The sequence below is a fragment of the Hungatella sp. genome, from assembly GCF_046966825.1.
In genome coordinates this window covers 1-24,199 of record NZ_JBKVCZ010000008.1, presented here as the reverse complement: position 1 = coordinate 24,199, position 24,199 = coordinate 1, and the positions used below count along the sequence as shown (strand labels likewise).

At 50.6% G+C, this 24,199-nt stretch carries 25 protein-coding genes; 22 read left to right on the top strand and 3 right to left on the bottom strand.

Annotated features, from left to right (window positions below; translation table 11 throughout):
• Positions 1-48 precede the first annotated feature (48 nt).
• Positions 49-1,737 (top strand): sensor domain-containing diguanylate cyclase, encoded by a 1,689-nt coding sequence (locus tag ACLTD4_RS04180; RefSeq protein ID WP_412331143.1) that lies wholly within the window; start codon positions 49-51, stop codon positions 1,735-1,737.
• Between the two features lie 88 nt (positions 1,738-1,825).
• Here ACLTD4_RS04180 and hpf read toward each other — a convergent pair whose 3' ends face one another.
• Complete coding sequence (gene hpf, locus ACLTD4_RS04175; protein WP_002601527.1) at positions 1,826-2,353, bottom strand: ribosome hibernation-promoting factor, HPF/YfiA family; 528 nt, start codon at positions 2,351-2,353, stop codon at positions 1,826-1,828.
• 618 nt (positions 2,354-2,971) lie between these two features.
• Here hpf and secA point away from each other — a divergent pair.
• From secA to ACLTD4_RS04145, 6 genes are all read left to right on the top strand, one after another.
• The gene (secA, locus tag ACLTD4_RS04170; protein ID WP_055654986.1) at positions 2,972-5,542 is read left to right on the top strand and encodes a preprotein translocase subunit SecA; all 2,571 of its coding nucleotides are present in this window, start codon (positions 2,972-2,974) and stop codon (positions 5,540-5,542) included.
• A 101-nt stretch (positions 5,543-5,643) separates the two neighbouring features.
• Positions 5,644-6,787, top strand: a protein-coding gene (gene prfB, locus ACLTD4_RS04165) for a peptide chain release factor 2 (protein ID WP_148549618.1) whose coding sequence is annotated in 2 segments (ribosomal slippage) — positions 5,644-5,718 and positions 5,720-6,787 — 1,143 coding nt in all. Because the reading frame shifts where the segments join, the coding sequence is not laid out codon by codon here.
• A 151-nt stretch (positions 6,788-6,938) separates the two neighbouring features.
• Positions 6,939-7,382, top strand: coding sequence for an ACT domain-containing protein (locus ACLTD4_RS04160; RefSeq protein ID WP_002601524.1), 444 nt, complete (start codon positions 6,939-6,941; stop codon positions 7,380-7,382).
• Between the two features lie 5 nt (positions 7,383-7,387).
• On the top strand, positions 7,388-8,602 hold the full coding sequence (locus tag ACLTD4_RS04155; protein WP_321006578.1) for a homoserine dehydrogenase: 1,215 nt from the start codon (positions 7,388-7,390) through the stop codon (positions 8,600-8,602).
• A gap of 23 nt (positions 8,603-8,625) precedes the next feature.
• Positions 8,626-9,834 (top strand): aspartate kinase, encoded by a 1,209-nt coding sequence (locus ACLTD4_RS04150; protein ID WP_321006579.1) that lies wholly within the window; start codon positions 8,626-8,628, stop codon positions 9,832-9,834.
• 17 nt (positions 9,835-9,851) lie between these two features.
• Complete coding sequence (locus ACLTD4_RS04145) at positions 9,852-10,214, top strand: DUF2752 domain-containing protein (protein WP_321006580.1); 363 nt, start codon at positions 9,852-9,854, stop codon at positions 10,212-10,214.
• A gap of 90 nt (positions 10,215-10,304) precedes the next feature.
• On the opposite strand, the gene ACLTD4_RS04140 is transcribed toward ACLTD4_RS04145, so the two are convergent.
• Positions 10,305-10,691: a hypothetical protein gene (locus tag ACLTD4_RS04140; RefSeq protein WP_002601520.1), complete on the bottom strand. Its 387-nt coding sequence runs from the start codon at positions 10,689-10,691 to the stop codon at positions 10,305-10,307.
• 194 nt (positions 10,692-10,885) lie between these two features.
• On the opposite strand from ACLTD4_RS04140, the gene ACLTD4_RS04135 reads away from it, so the two are divergent.
• The 10 genes from ACLTD4_RS04135 (at position 10,886) to ispD (ending at position 19,382) form a co-directional block, all read left to right on the top strand.
• Positions 10,886-13,027, top strand: a complete 2,142-nt coding sequence (locus ACLTD4_RS04135; protein ID WP_321006581.1) for a Tex family protein — start codon at positions 10,886-10,888, stop codon at positions 13,025-13,027.
• 9 nt (positions 13,028-13,036) lie between these two features.
• Positions 13,037-13,633, top strand: coding sequence for a YcxB family protein (locus ACLTD4_RS04130; RefSeq protein ID WP_412331142.1), 597 nt, complete (start codon positions 13,037-13,039; stop codon positions 13,631-13,633).
• A 41-nt stretch (positions 13,634-13,674) separates the two neighbouring features.
• Positions 13,675-14,103, top strand: coding sequence for a tRNA (adenosine(37)-N6)-threonylcarbamoyltransferase complex ATPase subunit type 1 TsaE (tsaE, locus tag ACLTD4_RS04125; protein WP_055654998.1), 429 nt, complete (start codon positions 13,675-13,677; stop codon positions 14,101-14,103).
• The gene (tsaB, locus tag ACLTD4_RS04120) at positions 14,100-14,813 is read left to right on the top strand and encodes a tRNA (adenosine(37)-N6)-threonylcarbamoyltransferase complex dimerization subunit type 1 TsaB (RefSeq protein WP_110325010.1); all 714 of its coding nucleotides are present in this window, start codon (positions 14,100-14,102) and stop codon (positions 14,811-14,813) included. The genes tsaE and tsaB overlap by 4 nt, the downstream gene beginning before the upstream one ends.
• A 34-nt stretch (positions 14,814-14,847) precedes the next feature.
• A complete protein-coding gene (gene rimI, locus ACLTD4_RS04115; protein WP_412331141.1) occupies positions 14,848-15,300 on the top strand; it encodes a ribosomal protein S18-alanine N-acetyltransferase in 453 nt (150 codons plus the stop codon).
• 127 nt (positions 15,301-15,427) lie between these two features.
• The gene (locus ACLTD4_RS04110; RefSeq protein ID WP_002601514.1) at positions 15,428-15,670 is read left to right on the top strand and encodes a hypothetical protein; all 243 of its coding nucleotides are present in this window, start codon (positions 15,428-15,430) and stop codon (positions 15,668-15,670) included.
• A gap of 208 nt (positions 15,671-15,878) precedes the next feature.
• The gene (locus ACLTD4_RS04105) at positions 15,879-16,340 is read left to right on the top strand and encodes a GNAT family N-acetyltransferase (protein WP_243008343.1); all 462 of its coding nucleotides are present in this window, start codon (positions 15,879-15,881) and stop codon (positions 16,338-16,340) included.
• A 149-nt stretch (positions 16,341-16,489) separates the two neighbouring features.
• Positions 16,490-17,395 (top strand): ribonuclease Z, encoded by a 906-nt coding sequence (locus ACLTD4_RS04100; RefSeq protein WP_002601512.1) that lies wholly within the window; start codon positions 16,490-16,492, stop codon positions 17,393-17,395.
• Positions 17,396-17,577: 182 nt separating this feature from the next.
• A complete protein-coding gene (gene tsaD / locus ACLTD4_RS04095; protein ID WP_117634516.1) occupies positions 17,578-18,615 on the top strand; it encodes a tRNA (adenosine(37)-N6)-threonylcarbamoyltransferase complex transferase subunit TsaD in 1,038 nt (345 codons plus the stop codon).
• Positions 18,616-18,668: 53 nt separating this feature from the next.
• The gene (gene ispD / locus ACLTD4_RS04090; RefSeq protein WP_055655082.1) at positions 18,669-19,382 is read left to right on the top strand and encodes a 2-C-methyl-D-erythritol 4-phosphate cytidylyltransferase; all 714 of its coding nucleotides are present in this window, start codon (positions 18,669-18,671) and stop codon (positions 19,380-19,382) included.
• 76 nt (positions 19,383-19,458) lie between these two features.
• Here ispD and ACLTD4_RS04085 read toward each other — a convergent pair whose 3' ends face one another.
• Positions 19,459-19,782 carry a helix-turn-helix domain-containing protein gene (locus ACLTD4_RS04085; RefSeq protein ID WP_002601509.1) on the bottom strand — a complete coding sequence of 108 codons (324 nt, stop codon included), beginning with the start codon at positions 19,780-19,782 and terminating at the stop codon, positions 19,459-19,461.
• A gap of 183 nt (positions 19,783-19,965) precedes the next feature.
• Here ACLTD4_RS04085 and ACLTD4_RS04080 point away from each other — a divergent pair, with 183 nt between their 5' ends.
• The 5 genes from ACLTD4_RS04080 to pcp all read left to right on the top strand — a co-directional run bounded on the left by ACLTD4_RS04080 (position 19,966) and on the right by pcp (position 23,935).
• The gene (locus ACLTD4_RS04080; RefSeq protein ID WP_002601508.1) at positions 19,966-20,235 is read left to right on the top strand and encodes a hypothetical protein; all 270 of its coding nucleotides are present in this window, start codon (positions 19,966-19,968) and stop codon (positions 20,233-20,235) included.
• A 304-nt stretch (positions 20,236-20,539) separates the two neighbouring features.
• The gene (locus tag ACLTD4_RS04075; protein ID WP_198292943.1) at positions 20,540-21,241 is read left to right on the top strand and encodes a 5-oxoproline transporter, DUF969 family subunit; all 702 of its coding nucleotides are present in this window, start codon (positions 20,540-20,542) and stop codon (positions 21,239-21,241) included.
• 17 nt (positions 21,242-21,258) lie between these two features.
• A complete protein-coding gene (locus ACLTD4_RS04070; RefSeq protein WP_055655011.1) occupies positions 21,259-22,203 on the top strand; it encodes a DUF979 domain-containing protein in 945 nt (314 codons plus the stop codon).
• A 34-nt stretch (positions 22,204-22,237) separates the two neighbouring features.
• Entirely contained in the window at positions 22,238-23,221 is a 984-nt protein-coding gene (locus tag ACLTD4_RS04065; RefSeq protein WP_055655013.1) for an aminopeptidase, read from the top strand.
• A 69-nt stretch (positions 23,222-23,290) separates the two neighbouring features.
• Positions 23,291-23,935 (top strand): pyroglutamyl-peptidase I, encoded by a 645-nt coding sequence (gene pcp, locus ACLTD4_RS04060; protein WP_055655014.1) that lies wholly within the window; start codon positions 23,291-23,293, stop codon positions 23,933-23,935.
• The last annotated feature ends 264 nt before the right edge of the window (positions 23,936-24,199 follow it).

Here is a 24,199-nt window from a genome sequence, read left to right as displayed (position 1 = left end):
GGCGCATTGGTGCGTTTTAATGGAAAAATAACAGGGGGGATATTACATATGCAGCGGGGAAAACAGCCGTTATGGAGGCGGAAGATTGTTTTTGTGGTGGTGTTTTTAATGGTCAACCTCATATCCATTGCATTTCTGGCCGTGAGAGAAAAAGCGGCGGTGAATCAGAAGCTGTTTGATCAGGCAGCCGAGACGGAGGTACAGTTTGGAGGAATCATGGAGACGTATGAACGCTCCTTCCAGCTTTTTGCACACATGATGGCACGTGAAATCGAACATGAGCCGGATCCGGACTCCGTGCGCGCCTATTTAAAAGGGATGGATGCCTCTCTCCTCAATATCGTGGGGGAGACGTATGACGGACTTTACATGTATTACAAGGGGCAGTACTTATACAGCTGGGACACGCCCTATTCCGTCTATGAAGATTCCGGTTATGTGGTAACAGAACGGCCATGGTATCAGGACGCTGTGGCGGGCAAAGGGGAGATCGTCTTCACACCGCCTTACATGAGCTACGCCAACCACTATATCCTGACGACCATTTCCCAGCTGCAGGCCGATGGGGAAACGGTCTTCGCCTATGACATCAAGATGGAGGACATTCAGAATCTGGTCTCCTCCATGGAGCAGTTCCAGCAGGAACAGATCCTGATCTATGACGGCGCAGGCACCGTGGTAGGCAGCACGGTACCCGGTTATCTGGGAGGAAACTTACAGATTTCGCTGGAAGAGGCGGCGCAGAATCTGGAAGACGCACAGGCGGAGCTGGATGCTCTGAAAATGGATAGCGGCGCCGAAACGGCCAGGGCAGAGGACACAGACAGCACAGAAGACGCTGTTGGGGCAGAAGACACGGCCAAGTCCGAAGAAATCGCCAAAGCAGAAGAAAAACGGGAGTCGGCCGCTGCATTTCTGGAGTTTCGCCAAAGACTCAGCGAATGGGGCAAGACCTCCGGTGATATGAGCGGGTCCGCGAAGCCGGTCACCATGGATGGAAACCGGTACTACCTCTATAATCATCAGACAGCGGACTGCGGCATGATGGTTCTCGTACCGGAAGTGACCATGCTGAAGGCCACCGTCGGCACCTGGCTGGTACCGTTTCTGGTGATGGAACTCATCTTAATTTACGTTCTGGGCAGCGTGGGAAGAGAACTGAGAAATCAGGAGCTGCGTGCGGCTTACGTAAAGATGGGGCAGATACAGAAACGGCTGGAGCTGGCATTGTCGGCCGCACAGAAGGCGGCCGCGGTCGATGATCTGACCGGCCTGATGAATTTCAAGTCATTCCAGACAGAGGTGGGAGAGCAGCTGGATACCATGGATGAGAAGGACAGCGGAATTCTGATCATGATTGACGGCGACCACTTCAAACGTGTCAATGACAATTACGGTCACAGCGTCGGGGACGAGGTGATCAGGCTGTCCGCGCAGATGATCATCGGACGAATCAGGACCGTGGACCTTGCGTCGAGGCTGCACGGGGACGAGTTTGCCATCTTCGTATCCAATACGGATAATTACGATGTGGCCAGAACCATTATGGAGGACATCAACGCATCGATTGCCAAAGAGGCCGGGAAGCGGAACATGCCTGCCATCACACTGTCGGCCGGCGCAGTGACAGCCCGCAGGGGAGGGCGTTACACGGAACTGTTCAAGGCAGCCGACGAGGCATTATACCAGGCGAAGAAGACCCATAACGGCGGCTTCGCCAGCTTTGAGGAAATATAGAAGCGCAGGTCAGAGCACAGGCCATACCGAAAAAAATAAGGGTTCCGGATATCCGGAACCCTTATGCTTACTTAAAACCTATCTTCGATCAGAACTCCGGTTCAATGAGACCGTATGTTCCGCCTTTTCTCTTATAAACCACGTTTACTTCCTCGGTATCCGCATTTAAGAATACGTAGAAGTTGTGTCCGAGAAGCTCCATCTGTACGCAGGCTTCTTCAGGATCCATGGGTTTTACTGCAAATTTCTTGGACTTTACAATCTGGATTTCTTCTTCTGCGGAAGCGTCTTCCTGTAAGAAGGCTTCTGAGAAGGAAGGTGCGGATTGTTTCTTATCAATCAGCTTGTTTTTATATTTTTTCAACTGGCGTTCCAGGATCTCTTCTACGAGATCGATGGATACGTACATATCACTGCTTGATTCTTCTGCTCTGATTATATGTCCTTTCACCGGAATTGTTACTTCGATTTTCTGAATATCTTTCTGTACGCTGAGTCTTACTACAGCTTCTGTCGCGGGTGCAAAGAAACGGTCCAGTTTACCAAGCTTGTCCTCGACTGCTTCGCGCAACCCCTGTGTTACCTCAATATTTCTTCCTGTAATTGTAAAACGCATAAGTCTTCAGCTCCTTTTTCTTGAGATGTTATCAGTATACCATATTTATTTGAAAAATTCAATTATGTTACGAAAATATCAAGACAATTAATCTAAATTTTTTGTAAAATGTTTCTACTTATAAATGCCCAAAATATTGAGAAACTATATATTGGGGTACAAAAAAGTCAAGGGAAAAATTGTATTTTTTGTCGAAATAAGTAAGTTTATGACAAGTATACAAAAATTGAAAGGGAAAAACGTGTCTGGTGGAAAAAGGGGATTTCCGGCGAAAAGATGTGGATAATGTGGATAACTCGGTGTATAAGTCGTTTTTGCCCTAAATATTGGGTTTGTGGGTGGGGATAAAAATGGGGGAAATGTGCACAGAAAGATGTGGATAATGTGGATAAGTAGAAAATCGAACAGATTTTTTGTGCAACTTGCCAGGTTTACCATAATATACATTGATTTTGTCGAATTGTGGTGCCGGTCAGACGCCCCAACCGGGTGTAAGAATGTCCGAACTATTAGCAGAATGTTAATTTTTTATGAATTCATTGAATTAAAAATGAGTTAGTGCTACAATATACAGGATTATACTGTGTTTATTTAGTAAGAAGAGTAGGAGAATGAATCATGAACCTCGTTCAAAAGGTATTTGGAACTCATAGTGAAAGAGAATTAAAGTTAATCAATCCGATTGTAGATAAGATAGAGGCACTCCGTCCGAAGATGATCGCACTGACGGATGAGGAGCTGAGGGACAACACACGGCTTTTTAAAGAAAGGCTGGCAGCAGGTGAGACCCTCGACGATATTTTGCCGGAGGCATATGCAACGGTTCGAGAGGCAGCAAGACGAGTCCTGGATATGGAACACTTCCGTGTACAGTTAATCGGCGGCATCGTTCTCCATCAGGGACGTATTGCCGAGATGAGAACAGGTGAAGGTAAGACCCTCGTATCTACCTGTCCGGCTTATTTAAACGCACTGGCCGGAAAAGGAGTACAGATCGTTACGGTCAACGACTACCTGGCAAAGCGTGATGCGGAGTGGATGGGACGAGTTCATGAATTCCTTGGACTGAAGGTAGGCGTGGTGTTAAACTCCATGACTTCGGATGAGAGACGTGAAGCCTATAACTGTGATATTACCTATGTTACGAACAACGAGCTTGGATTTGACTACTTGAGAGATAATATGGCCATCTATAAAGAACAGATGGTATTGAGAGAACTTGATTACGCAATCATCGATGAGGTGGACTCTGTATTGATCGATGAGGCAAGAACACCGCTTATCATTTCCGGACAGAGCGGAAAGTCCACGAAGCTTTACGAGGTCTGTGATATTCTGGCCCGTCAGTTAGAGCGCGGTGAGGCATCCGGAGAATTCTCCAAGATGGCGGCCATCATGGGCGAGGAGATCGAGGAGACCGGAGATTTCGTCGTTGATGAGAAGGACAAGGTTGTAAACTTGACTGAGCAGGGCGTGGCCAAGGTGGAGCAGTTCTTCCATCTGGAGAACTTATCCGACCCTGAGAACCTGGAGATCCAGCACAACATCATTCTGGCTCTTCGTGCCAACTATCTGATGTTCCGTGACAAGGATTATGTGGTAAAGGATGACGAAGTACTGATCGTTGATGAGTTTACCGGACGTATCATGCCGGGCAGACGGTATTCCGACGGTCTGCATCAGGCCATTGAGGCGAAGGAGCATGTAAACGTCAGAAGAGAGAGCAAGACGCTTGCGACCATCACGTTCCAGAACTTCTTTAATAAATATGCGAAGAAATCCGGTATGACCGGTACTGCTCTTACGGAGGAAAAAGAATTCCGTAATACGTACGGTATGGATGCGATCGAGATTCCGACAAACAGGCCGATCGCCCGTATTGATATGGAAGACGCGGTTTACAAGACGAAAAAAGAAAAATTCAAAGCTGTCTGCGATTCTGTAGAAGAAGCTTATAAGAAAGGCCAGCCTGTGCTGGTAGGTACGATCACCATCGAGACCTCCGAGATGTTGAGCGGCATGTTAAAGCGCCGCGGCGTTCCGCACAAGGTGCTGAATGCGAAGTATCATGAGCTGGAGGCCGAGATCGTAGCCGACGCCGGTGTGCACAAGGCTGTTACCATCGCCACCAACATGGCCGGCCGTGGTACCGATATTAAGCTTGACGATGAAGCCAAGGCCTGCGGCGGTTTAAAGATCATCGGTACAGAGCGTCATGAGTCACGCCGTATCGATAACCAGCTGCGCGGACGTTCCGGACGTCAGGGAGACCCGGGTGAGTCCAGATTCTATATCTCCCTGGAAGACGATTTAATGAGACTTTTCGGTTCCGAGCGTCTGATGAGCATGTTCAATGCACTGGGCGTTCCGGAAGGCGAGCAGATCGAGCACAAGATGCTTTCCAACGCCATCGAGAAGGCACAGATGAAGATAGAGACCAACAACTACGGTATTCGTGAGAACCTGTTAAAGTATGACGAGGTTATGAACGAACAGCGTGAGGTCATTTACGCGGAGCGCCGGAAAGTACTGGATGGCGACAACATGCGTGACGTAATCTTAAAGATGGTAACCGATATCGTGGAGAACGCGGTCGATTTGTCCATTACTGACGAGCAGATGCCGGAAGAATGGGATTTAGGCGAGCTGAACACGCTTCTTCTTCCGATCGTTCCGATCAAGCCGGTTGTTCTTCCGGAAGATAAGAAGATCAAGAAGAACGAACTGAAGCATATGCTGAAAGAGGAAGCCATCAAGCTTTACGAGACGAAGGAAGCGGAGTTCCCGGATGCGGAGCAGATCCGTGAGATCGAGCGTGTCATCTTATTAAAGGTCATCGACAACAAGTGGATGTCCCATATCGACGATATGGACCAGCTGCGCCAGGGCATCGGTTTACAGGCTTACGGCCAGAGAGATCCGCTGGTAGAGTATAAGATGAGCGGCTATCAGATGTTCGATGAGATGACGGCAGCTATCCGCGAAGATACCGTGAGAATCTTAATGCATATCCGTGTCGAGCAGAAGGTGGAGAGAGAGCCTGCGGCCAAGGTAACAGGGACCAACAAGGACGACAGCGCCGCCAAGGCACCGGTTAAGAGAAACGAAACCAAGATTTATCCAAACGATCCGTGTCCATGTGGTTCCGGTAAGAAATATAAACAGTGCTGCGGCCGCAAGGTGATATAGGCGTCTGTATTATTCTTTTGAATGAAGAGGGTTCAACCGACGAAAGGATACAGGTTGGACCCTTTTTAAATAAAATTAATTATAAGAAAGTGGGTGACACAGTGGTAGAGTTAGACCAGTACAAATATGAATTATCTACGTTTGAAAAACCATTAGTGGAAGTGAGGGATTCACTTTGACTTAGATAATAAGTTAAAGAGGATTGATGAGCTTGACAAATCCATGGAGGAACCGGGCTTCTGGGAAGATCCGGAAAAGTCCACGAAGATCGTACAGCTGGCGAAGAACTTAAAAGATACTGTAAATGGCTATAAAGACCTGGAGCAGCAGTTTGAGGACATCGGCGTGATGATCGAGATGGGCAATGAAGAGAACGACCCGTCTGTGGTTCCCGAAGTGGAAGAGATGTTAAAGGAATTTAAGGATAAGCTGGAGGAGATGAGGATCAACACGCTCCTGTCCGGCGAATATGACAGCGATAACGCCATTTTAAGGCTGAATGCCGGCGCCGGCGGTACCGAGTCCTGTGACTGGTGCAGCATGCTTTACCGCATGTACAACCGCTGGGCTGAGAAGAAGGGATATTCCGTGGAAGTACTGGATTATCTGGACGGTGAAGAGGCTGGAATCAAGTCGGTCACGATCCAGGTCAACGGAGAGAATGCCTTCGGATATTTAAAGTCGGAGAAGGGCGTTCACAGGCTTGTCCGGATCTCCCCGTTCAACGCGGCCGGTAAGCGTCAGACCTCCTTTGTATCCTGCGATGTGATGCCGGATATCGAAGAGGACCTGGATGTGGATATCAACGAAGAGGACTTGAGGATCGACACGTACCGTTCCAGCGGCGCGGGCGGCCAGCATATCAACAAGACCTCATCCGCTATCCGTATTACCCACATTCCCACCGGAATCGTGGTGCAGTGCCAGAATGAACGGTCCCAGTTCCAGAACAAGGACAAGGCCATGCAGATGCTGAAGGCAAAGCTGTATCTGTTAAAACAGCAGGAGAATGCGGAGAAGCTGTCCGATATCCGCGGCGACGTGACGGAGATCGGCTGGGGCAACCAGATTCGTTCCTATGTCCTGCAGCCATACACCATGGTAAAGGATCACCGGACCAATGCCGAGACTGGCAACGTGAACAGCGTGCTGGACGGAGCGCTGGATCTGTTTATCTACGCTTACCTGCGCTGGATCGGCACTGGAGCGAAGGCAAACGACAGCACGGGGACCAATACCCTGTAGCAGGCTGCGATAGAACAAAGGGATTCCCTTTCGTTGCCATTTCTAAAATTTTTATAAAAAATAGTTGCATACCCTGAATAAATATGATAATATCTTCCCTATGAGCACAGATGTATTTCTATTGCGGACACAGAAGGGAAGATATTTTTTTATGGAAGAAAAGAGCAAATATTTCGTGGTGAAGCAGAAGGCCGTGCCGGAAGTATTACTGAAGGTGGTCGAGGCTAAGAAGCTTTTGGAATCAGAGCGAGTCATAACCGTTCAGGAGGCGACTGATCGTGTGGGAATCAGCCGCAGTTCTTTTTATAAGTACAAGGATGATATCTTTCCGTTCTATGATAACGCGAAGGGAAAGACCATCACACTCGTGATGCAGATGGACGATGAGCCGGGATTATTATCCGATTTGCTGCATATTGTGGCAGTGTACCATGCCAATATCCTGACGATCCATCAGAGTATTCCGGTAAATGGGGTGGCTACGCTGACCTTAAGCGTGGAAGTCCTGGAAAGCACGGGCAATGTATCCAGGATGGTAGAGGACATGGAAGAGAAACACGGAGTTCACTACGTAAAAATATTAGCCAGGGAGTGATAATTATGATTCATGTTGCAGTTATGGGCTACGGCACAATCGGTTCCGGTGTGGTAGAGATCTTGGAAAAGAATCGCGAAACCATCACAAAGAGAACCGGCGATACCGTCAATGTAAAATATGTACTCGATTTGAGAGAATTTCCGGGAACACCGGTAGAGAATAAGATTGTTCATGATTTTTCGGTCATTGAGAATGATCCTGAGGTTACCATGGTAATCGAGACCATGGGCGGACTGAATCCGGCCTATCCCTTCGTGAAGGCCTGCTTAGAGGCAGGAAAGCACGTGGCCACTTCCAACAAGGCGCTGGTTGCAGCACACGGGACAGAGCTCTTAAGAATTGCCGGAGAGAAAAATGTCAACTTCTTTTTCGAAGCCAGCGTGGGCGGCGGTATTCCGATTATCCGTCCGCTGTACACCTCTCTTGCGGGGGAGGAGATCGAGGAGATTACCGGTATTTTAAACGGTACGACAAACTATATTTTAACGAAGATGGATAAAGAGGGAGAGACCTTTGAATCCGCTTTAAAAGAGGCTCAGGACTTAGGCTATGCCGAGAGAAACCCGGAAGCCGACGTGGAAGGCCACGACACCTGCAGAAAGATCGCGATTCTCACCGCCATGGCGACCGGCCATGAGGTTGATTATGAAGACATTCATACGGAGGGCATCACCTCGATCTCAGACGTGGACTTTAAGTATGCCGAGAAGCTGGGAACCTCGGTGAAGCTGTTTGGCTCCAGCCGCATAAAGGATGGGGAGATTCACGCCTGGGTTGCGCCGGTCATGATTGGCAAGGACCATCCGCTCTACTCTGTGAGCGATGTGTTCAACGGAATTCTGGTGAAGGGCAATATGCTTGGAACCTCCATGTTCTATGGCAGCGGCGCGGGAATGCTTCCGACAGCCAGCGCAGTGATCGCTGATATCATCGAAGCTGTTCAGAACAGAAACCGCCATGTGGAGATGGGCTGGGATGACAGCCGGCTTGCCATCGCCCCGATTGAGACGTCTTCCTGCCGGTTCTTCATCCGGATCAAGGGGATTGCCGGGGAGCGTCTGGCAGAGGTTCAGAAGGTATTCGGAGATGTCACAGTGATCGAGCTGGATCATATGGACGAATTCGCTGTGGTGACTGATGTCATGACGGAAGCGGAGTATGAGAAGAAGGCGAAGGAGCTGTCCGGAATCAGACAGCGGATCAGAGCGGAAGTATAAAGTTTTTAGAAAGGACCGCATCCATGTTAATCGTAAAGAAATTCGGCGGAAGTTCCGTCGCGGATAAAGACAGAATATACAATGTGGCAAGACGCTGCATCGAGGATTATGAAAAAGGAAATGAGGTCGTGGTCGTCTTATCGGCTATGGGAAAGACGACGGATGGCTTAATTGCAAAGGCTCGTGAGATCAATCCCAATCCCCCCAGGAGGGAGATGGATATGCTTCTGGCCACCGGAGAACAGACCAGCGTCGCGCTGATGTCCATGGCCATGAGCGCGCTGGGCGTGCCTGCCGTGTCCTTAAACGCGGCACAGGTTGCCATGCACACCACATCGGCCTACGGCATGGCCAAGTTAAAACGGATCGATACCGAGCGCATCCGCCATGAACTGGATGCCAGAAAGATCGTAATCATCACCGGTTTTCAGGGAATCAACAAGTACGATGACATAACGACTCTGGGACGCGGCGGTTCCGATACTACCGCGGTGGCGCTTGCGGCGGCTCTCCATGCAGACGCCTGCGAGATTTACACCGATGTGGATGGTGTATACACAGCGGATCCGAGAATCGTACCCAATGCGAGAAAGCTTTCCGAGGTATCCTACGACGAGATGCTGGAATTTGCCTCTCTGGGAGCCAAGGTATTACATAACCGTTCCGTCGAGATGGCGAAGCGGTACGGAGTTCAGTTAGTGGTCTTATCGAGCCTTACGAGGGCGGAAGGTACTATCATCAAGGAGGAAACAAAAGTGGAAAGAATGCTGGTTAGCGGTGTGGCCGCGGATAAGAATGTGGCCCGTATCTCCGTGATCGGAGTGAAGAATGAACCGGGTATCGCTTTTAAAATATTCAACCTGCTGGCGAGACACCACATTAACGTGGATATCATCATCCAGTCCATCGGCCGGGAAGAGAGAAAGGATATCTCCTTTACCGTGGCGAGAACGGATCTGCAGGAGGCCATGACGCTGCTGAATGAAAACCGGGAGGTCCTTACGGCTCAGACTATTGCCTGCGAGGAAGGCGTGGCGAAGATCTCCATCATCGGCGCGGGAATGACCAGTAATCCGGGCGTGGCCGCCAAGATGTTTGAGTCTCTCTACAGCGCCAATGTCAATATCAAGATGATTGCAACGTCAGAGATCAGAATTACCGTACTCATCGCGGAAGAAGACGTGAACCGGGCCATGAGAACCGTCCATGACGCGTTTGATTTAGCAGACTGATCAGGGCAGAGACGAAAATGATTCATGAGGTCTTTGGCTTTATAAAAAAACTGCTGGGCATCGGAATGCCCTGCGCCTTCCATTCCCTGACCGGGCTGTACTGCCCGGGATGCGGAGGGACGAGAGCCGTGAGGAAACTTCTCTACGGCGATCTGCGCATGAGCTTTCAGTACCATCCTCTCGTGCTTTACGGGGCTGTCGTCGTTCTGCTGGAGCTGGTATCCTGGGGCGCGTCCCGCGTCTTTCACCGTCCGGGGCTGCATATCAGGCGGTATAATCTCTTTATCATGATCGGCGCGGGTATTGTGGTGGGAAACTGGTTTTACAAGAATTACATGCTGGTGTTCCGCGGAGTGGATTTGCTGCCGCTGCTGAAATAAGATGTGCTGGAGCATATGAAAAGAGCTCCTGGGAATTGGATATTATCTTTCCAATTTCCAGGAGCTCTTTTTTCTGTAAATCTGCTGAGATTATTGAGTTGGAAACAGCGCAGCCGGATTCTGCAGCGCTTCCATCAAATCACGGAAATATTTGCCGGCCATGGTGTCAGTCCCCATAACATCGTAAACGATAATGATAAAGAATGTCATGAGCAGACCGCAGACCGCCGCCAGAATCGACAGGATCAGCCCAAGCTGCGCCTGCTGTGTAAACGGCTTTCCCTTTTTGGACGCCACGGCACAGGCAATTCCCAGAAGGCCGAGAGTCAGTCCTGCCGGAAGGCCCCAGATGGGACCGCACATGCAGTTGCCTATAAGGCCCAGGCCGCCCAGAAATACCGACCAGGAGGCCCAGAGAGTTCCCGGTGACGGCATATTCGGAAGCAGGCCGTTGTTTTTATTGTTATTATCTTCCATTGTATAAGTACCTCTTCTGAATGCTATTGTATGATTGTAGCACGAAAATGGCCGCATGTCCAGTAGGAGGGAAGGTCCGTTAAATCCTGTCTTGCATAACCGTATCTTATGAATTATAATAGTTTAATTGAAACAAGTATCAGATCATGTTTGAAAATTCGTTTCAGGCATGTTCTCGAAATAAGGGGAAAAACATGGACATTATCAGGGCACTACAGGAAGAACTTGGAATCGGCCGCGGACAGGTGGAAGCGGCTGTCAAACTGATTGACGAGGGCAACACGATCCCGTTTATTGCCAGATACAGAAAAGAAGCGACCGGATCATTAAATGACGAGGTCTTGAGGAATCTGGATGAGAGACTGCGCTATCTGCGCAATCTGGAAGAGAAGAAGGAGCAGGTGATTTCTTCGATCCGCGAGCAGGAGAAGCTGACACCGGAACTGGAACAGCAGATTCTGGCGGCGGCCACACTGGTGGCGGTAGAGGATTTATACCGTCCGTACCGCCCGAAGCGAAGGACGAGGGCGACTATCGCAAAGGAAAAAGGGCTGGAACCGCTGGCAGATTTAATCCTGCTTCAGCAGATGAAAGGCTCTGTTCTCGATGCGGCCAGGGATTATATCTCCGGGGAGAAAGGCGTTGCCACGGCGGAGGAAGCCGTGGAAGGAGCCAAGGATATTCTCGCGGAGCGGATCTCCGACAATGCGGAATACCGGACGTATATCCGAAACGCGACGATGAGCCAGGGCAGCCTCCAGTCTGTGGCAAAGGATGAGAAGGCGGAGTCGGTCTATGAGATGTACTATCAGTACGAGGAGACCATCAAGAAGACGGCGGGCCACCGGATTCTGGCCCTGAACCGTGGGGAAAAAGAGAAGTTTCTGACCGTAAAGGTGCTGGCTCCTGTGGAACAGATCATCCGCTTTCTGGAAAAGAAAGTGATCGTAAAGGACAATCCTCATACTACGCCCGTTTTACGGGAAGTGGTGGCGGACAGCTATGACCGTCTGATCGCCCCTGCGATTGAGCGGGAGATCAGAAACGACTTAACGGAGAAGGCGGAGGACGGCGCCATCAGGGTGTTCGGAAAGAATCTGGAGCAGCTTCTGATGCAGCCTCCAATTGTGGGCCGCGTCGTCATGGGATGGGACCCGGCGTTCCGTACCGGATGCAAGCTGGCCGTGGTGGACGAGACCGGAAAGGTGCTGGATACCGTGGTCATCTATCCAACTGCGCCCCAGAACAAGGTTGAGGAAGCAAAGGTCATCTTAAAGAAGATGATTAAAAAATACAACGTTTCCCTGATTTCCGTGGGAAATGGAACGGCTTCCAGGGAGTCGGAACAGATTATTGTGGAACTGTTAAAGGAACTGCAGCAGCCGGTTCAGTATATTATCGTCAATGAGGCAGGCGCTTCCGTATACTCAGCCAGCAAGCTGGCCACAGAGGAGTTTCCGCAGTTTGACGTGGGACAGAGGAGTGCGGTCTCCATCGCGAGACGGCTTCAGGATCCGCTGTCGGAGCTGGTGAAGATCGATCCCAAGTCCATCGGGGTGGGCCAGTACCAGCATGATATGAATCAGAAGCATTTGAGCGAAGCGCTGACGGGAGTCGTTGAGACCGCCGTAAACCGGGTTGGTGTGGATTTAAACACCGCCTCGGCCTCGCTGCTGGAATACATCTCCGGAATCACGAAGACGATTGCGAAGAATATTGTGACGTACCGGGAAGAAAACGGGGCCTTTACCTCCAGAAACCAGCTGCTAAAGGTGGCGAAGCTGGGGCCGAAGGCGTACGAGCAGTGCGCGGGCTTCATGAGAATCCAGGGAGGCAGGAATCCTCTCGACGGTACCAGCGTGCATCCGGAGAGCTACGAGGCGGCCGAAAAGCTGCTGGACAGGCTGGGCTACGACGTGGCCGAGCTGGCTCACGGCGGGATCAAGGGAATCGGCAAGAAGGTCACAGGCTATAAAAAGCTGGCCGAGGAACTGGGAATCGGAGAGATTACCCTTCAGGATATCGTAAAAGAACTGGAAAAACCGGGCCGTGACCCGCGAGATGAGATGCCGAAGCCGATCCTGCGCACGGATGTGCTGGATATGAAGGATTTACAGCCGGGCATGGTGTTAAAGGGCACGGTGAGAAATGTCATCGATTTCGGCGCATTTGTGGATATCGGAGTCCATCAGGATGGACTGGTCCACATTTCGCAGATGTCGGAAAAATTTATCAAGCATCCGCTGGAGGCGGTCAGTGTCGGGGATATCGTGGAAGTCAAGGTGATCAGTGTGGACGTGGCCAAAAAACGTATCGCGCTGACGATGAAATTATAGGAGGTGCGTATGGAACAGGAACCAATGGAGCGGGAACCAATGGAGCGTGAGCCGATGGAGCAGGAGCCGGTGGAGCAGGAAACGATGGAACAGGAGCCAATGGTACAGACAGACCCGGTGGCATTTACGGTGAAGCTGACTGCTAAGGACTTATGGAAATTCTCCCTGTACCACTCCAACAAAGGTATGCTGGGCATATTCAATGTGATTTTCAGCCTGGCGGCCATCTTTCTGCTGGTTACCACCTGGGGGTCCAACACAGCGATGTACCGGGCGCTGCTTGTTATCTGCGCGCTGATGTTCACTGTGTGGCAGCCGTTTCTCCTGTATCTGAAGGCGGCCAGGCAGTCTAAGAGTCCGGTTATCCAGAATCCGATGAACCTTTCCTTCAGCAGGGAAGGCGTCGTAGTGACTCAGGGAACGGAGCGTCTGGAGCTCATCTGGGAGAACATCGGACGGGTGGAGCGGATCAGAGGCATGATGATTGTATACATGGACAAGGTACACGCGTATCTGCTCCCGGATTCGATTACCGGCGAGAAGAGAGAGGCGCTGTCGGAACTGTTCCGGGAGAGCCTGCCGGCGGAGCGGAGAAAGAAGATATAAGAGTCAGCAGGGCCGGTAAAATGGTATGGAGGAAAGAATAAATGGTAACAGAGACATGGACACCGGAAGAGACGTATGCCCTTGGCAGACGGCTGGGAGAGGCGGCGAAGCCGTCTTCCGTATACTGTTTAAACGGAGATTTGGGAGTTGGAAAGACTGTATTTACGCAGGGATTTGCCGACGGTCTCGGTGTGGAAGGACCTGTGGACAGCCCGACCTTTACCATCGTCAAGCAGTATGACGACGGCAGGATGCCGTTTTACCATTTTGATGTTTACCGGATCGGTGATGTCAGTGAGATGGACGAGATCGGCTATGAGGACTGTTTCTACGGAGACGGCGTCAGCCTGGTGGAATGGGGCGGCCTGATTGAGGAAATTCTGCCGGAGGATGTGATTACGGTGAAGATCGAAAAGGATTTGGGAAAAGGATTTGATTACAGAAGGATTACTGTGGAGGGACTGGAATGAGGATATTAGGGATAGAGAGCTCGTCGCTGGTGGCATCGGTGGCCGTAGTGACGGACGGCGTGGTGACAGCGGAATATACGGTGAATTTTAAGAAGACCCATTCCCAGACGCTTTTACCCATGCTGGATGAGATTGTCCGCATGGTGGAGCTGGATTTAGAAACCGTAGACGCGATTGCAGTGTCCGGCGGACCGGGATCGTTTACCGGTCTCCGTATCGGTTCTGCCACAGGGAAGGGGCTTGGGCTGGCGCTTAAGAAGCCGCTTATCCATATCCCGACGGTAGACGGTATGGCGTACGGTATGTACGGCTACGGCGGCCTGGTCTGCCCGATCATGGACGCCAGAAGAAACCAGGTCTACACCGGTATCTATGACAACCGGGAGGGATTTACGGCTGTCAGGGAGCAGTGCGCCATGGACATCGATGAACTGGTGGATGAATTAAACAACATGGAAACCAGGGTGGTGTTCCTGGGAGACGGAGTTCCCGTTTACAGAGAGCGGATCGCGGAACGCATGACCGTCCCGTTTTCATTTGCGCCGGCGCATGTCAACAGGCAGAGGGCCGCGGCTGTGGCGGCTCTGGGCTGTATCTATTACGAAGAAGGGCGAATCGAGACGGCCGAAGAACACGCGCCGGATTACTTGAGAAAGCCTCAGGCTGAGCGGGAACGGGAAGCTGGCACTGCGCCACATAATTTCCTGTAACAACCCTGGAGCGAGAATAAAGGAGAGCGGCTGTATGCTTAGAGAAATGATTCCGGAGACGGATATGGACTGTGTTGCTGAGATGGAGACGCAGTGTTTCAGCGATCAGTGGACGCCGGAGATGATTCTGGATTCCCTCCGTACGGGACTGGATACATGGCTGATTCTGGAAGAGGAGGGAGAGGCTTCCGGATACTGTGTGTTCCGCACCATTGCAGGCGAGGCGGAACTTCTCCGGATCGGCGTACGTCCGCCTTTAAGGGGTCTCGGGTATGGGAAGAAACTGATGGAAGGCGTGGTCGAAAATTCCAGAAAAAATGGGGTGACAGCCATCGCCCTGGAAGTGAGAGAAGGCAACACACCGGCCAGAAGCCTATATAAATCCTATGGTTTTAAAGAGGAGTGCATCCGCAGTGATTACTACAGGGACCCAAAGGAAGATGCCGTGATCATGTGGAACCGTGAGATTTCAAACATTTACCACTAAAATTTCACCATGGCACCGTTTATAATGTAGGGGTATCCGGTAAGGATGCTCCTTTTCGCATCTGCAAAATCAGACAGCGGCGAACTGGAGAAATCCGGAAAGTGCGAAAAAGAAAGGTGAGAGTAGGATGAGAAAGTACACAAGCGGCGGCCAGCTGGAGGCAGTTGTATGCAACTGCTGCGGCAAGAAATTGATTGTAGTGGATGGAATCGTGAGGGAAGGTGTTTTAAGCATTAATCATGCGTGGGATTTTTTTTCGGAAAAGGATGGGGAGATTCACCATTTTGATTTATGTGAACCGTGTTATGACGCAGTAATCAGTGAGTTTAAGCTTCCGGTGGACGTGGAGGAGCAGAAGGAATTTCTGTGAATAGGTAAGAACGGTAACGCTCCATGGCTTCCGTGCAGTCCGGAGCGGGGGACAGACAGGAAAAAAGAAATCATCTGCGCTCCTGTTCATACCCCTCTCCGGACTGCACGGAAGCCATGGGGCTGTATACCGGAGGCGTTGGAAGACAGGATAAACGAAGTTTTCCCGGCGCGGTCCGGTATCTGGGCCATGAGATTAGAGGGGGAGGATGATGGATATTAAAATTGAAAAAGGAACCATGCAGTATCGGAAAGACTGCGAAGAAGCACTCTTGAACTCGGAATTGGGGAAACGGTATTTTGCCAGCGAGGGGAGCGGTGAGAGCGCCGTATTAGAAGGGTTAGAGCAGGGTAATCTGTATATCGCTCTGATCAAAGACCGGTGTGCAGGTTTTTTTTATTACATACCAAAGGGGTGTTTTCACAGTTTCCCTTACTTACACCTCATTGCTGTGAACGAGGAATACAGAGGCCAGGGGATTGGCAGAAAGTTAATAGATTACCTGGAAAATGTAGTTTGTGCCGATGCTCACAGACTATTTTTAGTTGTTGCAGATTTCAATCCGGAAGCGAAGCGTTTTTACGAAAAAAATGGCTATCGGCAGGTGGGGGAGATTCCCGGCCTTTACAGAGAGGGAATAACGGAATACATTATGATGAAGGAAAAATGAGTGAAGCCCGGCCAGACAAAGACTCTTGATTATTTATGCCAACCTGTGTTATGATTTCGGTTAGGCGGCAGCGCAGTTGCTGTGTCCTTTTGGATTCGTGATCCGAAAGATGGACTGAAATAAATAATGAAAGAAACGAGGATCTGTCTATGTTAGATATATGTTTGCTGGGCACGGGAGGTATGATGCCTCTGCCGTATCGGTGGCTGACTTCCATGATGGCGCGCTGTGATGGAAGCAGCCTTTTAATCGATTGCGGCGAGGGAACGCAGATTGCTCTGAAGGAAAAGGGATGGAGCCCCAAGCCGATTGACGTCATCTGCTTTACTCATTACCACGCGGACCACATCAGCGGTCTGCCGGGACTTCTTTTAACCATGGGAAACGCGGAACGGACAGAACCCCTGACCATGATCGGCCCCAGGGGGCTGGAGCGGGTGGTGACGGCGCTTCGTGTGATCGCACCGGAACTGCCCTTTGAACTGAAATTCATCGAGCTGAGTGAGCCGAGAGAACAGCTTAAGATGGGTCCCTACGTGATTGATGCGTATCGTGTGAATCACAACGTGGTCTGCTACGGATATTCCATTTCCATTCCGAGAACGGGTCGTTTCGATGTGGAACGGGCGAAAGAGTATGAGATCCCTCAGAAATTCTGGAGCCGTCTGCAGCGGGGAGAGACCATGGAAGAGGACGGAAAGGTATTTACACCGGACATGGTTCTGGGCCCGACGCGGAGAGGCTTAAAGGTTACGTACTGTACCGATACGAGACCGGTGCCGGTGATTGCCGAATATGCGAAGGATGCGGACCTCTTTATCTGTGAGGGCATGTACGGCGAGGACGGCAAGGAGGCCAAGGCCAGGGAATACAAGCACATGACCTTTTACGAGGCGGCCAGGCTGGCGAAGGAAGCGAATCCGAAGCAGCTGTGGTTGACCCATTACAGTCCTTCCCTGACGAGGCCTGAGGAGTTTATGGACAAGGTAAGAGAGATCTTTCCACGGGCAAAGGCGGCGAAGGACGCATGGACCGTGGAACTGGAATTTGAGTAACGATTCAGCCGTGCGGCAGTATGTACGGAAAAGTGTGTTACAAGCTCGCTTGTATAAGCGCTTTTTTGTACATACTGACATAGGGCGGAACGCCCGGGCTTCATGTTTTCGTGCTTTTCGAAAACATGAAGATGCACGGCTGAATCGCTACGAATTTGATGAAGATTGATGAGGCAAATGAAATGAAAAAGAATCATACTGAGGAAGATGTCTATATACTGGCGATTGAGAGCTCCTGTGATGAGACCGCGGCGGCGGTGGTGAAGAACGGCCGGGAAGTGCTGTCCAACATCATCTCCTCCCAGATCGCACTCCACACCATCTATGGCGGCGTGGTGCCCGAGATTGCGTCGAGAAAACATATTGAAAAGATTAACCAGGTGGTGGAAGCGGCTCTTTCTGAAGCGGGGATGACACTGGAGGAGATGGACGCTGTCGGCGTGACCTACGGGCCAGGCCTGGTAGGCGCGCTTTTGGTGGGCGTAGCCGAGGCAAAGGCCATCGCCTATGCGGCTAAGAAGCCGCTGGTCGGAGTCCATCACATCGAGGGACATGTTTCTGCCAATTTTATTGAGCATCCGGAGCTGGAACCGCCCTTTATGTGTCTGATTGTCTCAGGCGGCCATACGCACCTCGTTGTAGTGAAGGATTACGGTGAGTTTGAGATCCTGGGCAGAACGAGAGACGACGCGGCAGGAGAGGCCTTTGACAAGGTGGCCAGGGCTGTGGGACTGGGATACCCGGGCGGTCCGAAGATCGATAAGGCTGCGAAAGAGGGCAATCCGCAGGCCATCCGTTTCCCGAGGGCAAAGGTGGAGGCCAACGTCTACGATTTCAGCTTCAGCGGTCTCAAATCAGCCGTGTTGAATCACATCAACCATGCGAAGATGATGGGGGAGGAGATCAATGTGCCTGATTTAGCGGCCTCGTTCCAGAACGCGGTTGTGGACGTGCTGGTGAGCCATACGATAGCGGCGGCGAAGGAATACGGATTTCAGAAGGTGGCGATCGCCGGAGGCGTGGCATCCAACTCCGCTCTTCGTGAGGGGATGAAGAAGGCGTGCAGCAAGGCGGGAATTGATTTCTATTATCCATCCCCCATTTACTGTACGGACAACGCCGCCATGATTGGCGTCGCTGCCTATTATGAATACATGGGCGGCGCCAGGGCGGGCTGGGATTTAAACGCAGTGCCGAACCTGAAGCTGGGAGAACGTTAAACGGCGAATAGAGCCGGAACCAGGGACTGAAAGAAGGAGGGGGATACGTGGAGATGCGGGAATGCAGAAATACGGCGGCCATCGTTCTGGCTGCCGGAAAAGGAACGCGCATGGAAAGCGATATTCAGAAGCAGTATCTGGAACTGGGGGGAAAGCCTCTCATTTACTATGCGTTAAAAGCATTTGAAGACAGCCCGGTAAAGCGGGTTATTCTCGTCACCGGACGGGGGGAGACCGGGTACTGCAGAAAAGAGATTGTGGAGAGATTCGGTTTTCAAAAGGTCAGTCAGATTACGGAGGGCGGCAGAGAGCGGTATCACTCCGTGTTTGAAGGGCTGAAGGCGGTGACAGACTGTGATATTGTCTTGATTCACGACGGCGCAAGGCCCTGTGTCACCGGGGAGATCATTTCCGCGGCTATAGAGGGGGCAGGCCGTTACGGCGCCTGCGTGGTGGGAATGCCGGTGAAGGACACGGTGAAAATGTCCGATGACGACGAATTTGCCGTCATGACACCCGACAGAAGCCGTCTCTGGCAGATTCAGACGCCCCAGGCCTTCGATTATGGCCTGATCTTCGGCGCTTACTCGAAGCTGCTTTCATCGGATGCGTATCAGACCGGAGTGACGGACGACGCCATGGTCGTGGAGAGTATGACGGACCGGAAGGTGAAGCTGATCCGCGGCGACTATTCCAATATCAAGGTGACAACGCCGGAGGATCTGGATCTGGCGGAAGTATTGCTGAGAAGAAATCATATGATTTAGCTGACAATAGAAGAGGAGTACGGACAGAAAAAAAAGAGTTTGACCGGGTGATACCAGTCAAGCTCTTTTTTGCGGCTTATTTTTGTCCTGCCTTCAACAGATCCTTTATCAGGAGATGAAGATGATCCAGCTGTTCACGATTCAAGTGCTGTGCATCTTCCATAATATCTTTTAGTTTGGCAGGACAGGGTCTCTCCACAGCAAAAAAGTCGGAGGGTTCGATGTTTAAATACTCACATATATAAAAGAACCCCATCATGGATGGGAGAGAGGTCCCATTTTCTATTTTATGGATATATGTGGGGTTCTGGCCCAGTGACAGACTCATGTCCCGCGCGGATACGCCTTTTTGTGTCCGCAGCTCAGAAAGGCGTTTTGCAAAATTGAAGTCGATATACATAAAATACCCCCTTCCAGTTTCATAGTATTGCATTCAATGAAATATATGTGGCAAATAATGCAATCCCTCACTTGACATATTGCATTGATTACAATATTATTAACCATATGGAGTATTAAATGTATGATGCGAACACATTTCTCAAAATGCACCGGAATAACGAATGAATAGGAGCGTGAAACCATGGAAAAAATACGGGAAGGAAGCGGCAGAACTGATTTGCTGGAGCAGTTAAGTTCCAGAATGGGCTGTCAGTATTTATCCGATTTACGCGGGACGAAACGCAGGTTCCAATGCCGCGCCGCTCTTGACGAGATTCCAGCCGAGGAATATACCACAGAGACCTGGAATGATGCAATCTACTATATTACCGGCGAAAAGACGGAGTATTCCACATCGACAGAGGCCAAAAAAGGTCTGATGATACGGCTTGAGAAGAACAGCCAGAGGTGATGAGAAAATGAAAATGCCCCCCCCACACGCATTTCGGGGAGATTTCAGCAGGTAAAAGATATCCACAGAATATTTCCTGAGAGAGAAGTTAAGGCTCTTTCAGAACGTATTCTGTGGATATCTTTTTTCTGTTTTTTCTGCTCCGGATAGCGTTCAGGAGGGGGAAATACCGGCGGGAATCTCGAAATGACGGTGGACTGGCGCTGGTATTCCGGTTGAAAAACCCCCTTTGCTACTGTATAATAGAAAGATAACGATCGCGCGCTTAAGCTGCGTGTGGGGAAAACTATTTTTAGGAGGTAGTATGATGGAGTATCTGAAACTTATCGGAATTGTAATCGTCATTGTCGGCTTTGCATTAAAGCTGGATTCTATTCTGATCATCTTTCTGGCAGCTGTTTCCACGGCTCTCGTCGGAGGACTGGGAGTAGGCGGACTGCTGGAAAACCTGGGAAGCAATTTTGTATCAAACAGAAGCATGGCTATTTTTATCATTATCTTACTTGTGACCGGAACGCTGGAGCGCAACGGGCTTCGTGAGGCGGCCGCGGACTTTATCCGTAAATTCAAGAATGTGACCGTCGGAAAGCTGGTCTGCATCTATGGTGCCATGCGTTCCTTTTTTGGTGCGTTTAACGTGGGCTTCGGCGGTGTTGCCGGCTTTATACGTCCGGTACTTCTGCCTATGGCGGAAGGCGCCATCTCCGAAGATGACGAGCCTGCGGATGAGGACTACATAGAGGAGGCGAAGGGAATGGCTTCCGCTATGGAGAATATCAGCTGGTTCTTCTTCCAGGTCCTGTTTGTAGGCGGTTCCGGCGGACTTCTCGTCCAGGGTACGTTAAAGGGACTGGGTTATGAAGTAGAGCTCATCGATCTGGCCAAGGTGGAGATTCCCGTGGCTTTGACGGCGCTTGTCGTCGCCTGCATCTATTTCACTCTGAAGGACAAGCGTCTCAGACAGAAATACTTAAAATCCGGCAGATCAGAAAAAGGAAAATCATAACCAGGAGGTAGTCACTCATGTCATTTTTTATGGATTCAGCAATTTCACTCAGCAGTAAGCTGCTGGAGTGTGTATATATCATCATCGGCCTGATTACCATTTACGCAGGCGTTAAGAATTTACTGGACAAAGAGAATCCGGCCCGCTATGGGACGTTTGTATTCTGGACGGCCTTCGGTATCGTGTGTGCTCTCGGCCACTGGCTGCCCACCAGGGTCTCGGGAACTCTCGTCATCATCATGATCATCCCGGCCATCTTCAAACGTGTAAAAGTTGGAAAACAGACGATTCCGACAAAAGAGTACTCAAGGAAGCAGTATGAGAAAATCGGTATGAAGATTTTCCTTCCCGCTCTGACCATGGGTGTGATGTCTCTGGCCTTCGCGCTGCTGACCAAGATCAGCGCTCTGGTGGGGGTCGCTGTCGGCGTTATCATCTCTATCATCCTGTTAATGGCTTATTCGAGGGACAACCGCCCTTCTACGTTTCTCAAGGATTCCGAGCGTTTCCTGTCCATGATGGGACCGCTCTGTATGCTGCCGCAGCTGCTGGGCGCACTGGGAGGCGTGTTCACGGCCGCCGGCGTAGGTGAGGTAATCGGAAAGATTGTCTCAGGTATCGTCCCTCCGGGAAATGTAACCATAGGAATTATTGTATTTGCCATCGGCATGGTATTATTTACGGCCATTATGGGCAATGCTTATGGAGCGATCACGGTTATGACGATCGGTATCGGAGCGCCCTGTATCTTAAACTATGGCGCGGATCCGGTGGTAATCGGCATGATAGCTTTAACCTGCGGTTTCTGCGGAACGCTGTTGACACCGATGGCGGCCAATTTCAACATTGTGCCAGTAGCTATCCTGGATATGAAGAACCGTTTTGGCGTAATCAAGAATCAGATCGTCGTAGCGCTCATTATGATTGTCGTTCAGATTATCTATATGATCGCGCTGCACTAAAAATCAGAACATAGAGAAATGGAACGTAGAGCACATGGAACTGGAAGAGGGAGCAAAAATTATTATTAACCGGTGGCTGAAGCTGAAGCCCTGGGACCGCCTCATGATCGTGGCGGGGGAGAAGAACATGGCCGAAGCGGAGGTCTTAAAGCGTCAGGCGGAAAAACGCACCCACGCGGTCAGCATTCTGCTGGTAGAACGTCAGGGACAGCATGTGGGCGTATTCTTTGACCAGCATCCCGATATCTTTGATTCTTACAACGCGGTGCTTGCGGCTACGGAGTACAGCCTTGTGACGACGAAGGCGGCCAGGAATGTGATAAAGCGCCGGGCAAAGTTTCTCTCTCTGCCTCTTTCCACCAATAACGGACAATCCATGCTGACCTTTGATTTCCTGAAAATGGACGTTAAGAAGTCGAAGCTGACGGCAGAAGTAATCATGAAATACTTAAAATCCTCGTCCCGCATCCAGATCAAGACGGATGCGGGAACGGACCTGACCCTGATGAAGAGAGGAAGAATGCCCGGATTTTTTAATGGGGTAACTGCAGATGGAGGCGGATTTTCTTCGGCCAGTATAGAGGTCTATATTCCCGTGGAGGAATGCGGTACCAATGGAACGATGGTGATCGACGGCTCTCTGGGTTATATCGGAGCGGCCAGGGAAGATACCCGGGTCGTCTTCAAAGAGGGACGAATCGTGGAGATTGAGGAGACTCCCACAGGCAAACGGCTGAAGGAGTATATGGAAGGCTATCACGATTCCGGAATCTATGTGGCGGGCGAGCTGGGGATCGGTTTAAATTCCTATTCCCAGTGTGCGGGCCGGTGTTATATTGAGGACGAGTCCGCCTATGGTACGTTCCATATCGGCCTGGGCAGAAATATCGCGCTGGGAGGAACCCATGAGGCGAACGGCCATTTTGATCTGGTAGCGAGGGAACCGAACCTTTTTGCGGACAACCGCCAGCTGATTCAGCAGGGGAGAATTATCATACCGGAACCTGTATTTTTTTAGACAGGACCGGGAAGTGTGATTCCCATAACCGTTTCTGTATATCTTAAGAAAAATGGAGAGAATAAAATTATGAAGATTTTAGTGACAGGTTTTGACCCATTTGGGGGAGAAAAAGTAAATCCGGCGTATGAGGCGGTCAAGCTTCTTCCGGACACCATACATGGTGCGGAGATTATCAAGCTGGAGATACCCACGGTATTTTCTAAATGCGGCCCGTCCGTGGAAGAGGGAATCAGGCAGCACCAGCCTGACGTGGTACTGAACGTAGGCCAGGCAGGTGGAAGAGCCAGCGTCACCATTGAGAAGGTGGCTATTAACTTTGCAGATGCGAGAATTCCGGACAACCAGGGAGAGCAGCCGGTGGACGAGCTGCTTCAGTCTGACGGAGAGAACGCTTACTTTGCGTCTCTGCCGGTCAAGGCCATGATGCAGAATGTCCGGGAGCATGGTCTGCCCTGCTCGATTTCCTATACAGCAGGAACCTATGTCTGCAATGCAGTGATGTACAATGTTCTTTATATGTGTGCGAAGCGCTATCCCAATATCCGCGCAGGCTTTATTCACGTACCATACGCCAGCGGCCAGGTAATTGACAAGGCGGCGGGAACGCCATCCATGACCCTTGAAGCAATCGAAAAATCGATTGAATATGCGATTGAAGCAATCGTAGACGAAAAAGTGGCAGACCGTGTCAGTGCCGGTGAGACGCATTGATCGTTCGTCGCCCGCGATAGATAAGGGCAGAGAGCCGGAGCAAAAGCGCACCGGATGCAGATGACCGGATTCCCGGATCACAGTCCCGCGCTTTTGGTCCGGACTGCCATATTTGCGCTGTGAGACACTGGTAAATGCACCGGCTGACGGGCTGGAAACGGCGGTAAAACGCGGAAAATAAAAAAACTGGAAAAATTTGTTGAAATCTGTTGACAGATTGTAAAAACAATGGTAAACTAGCCGAGTTGCTTCTGATGGCAACCC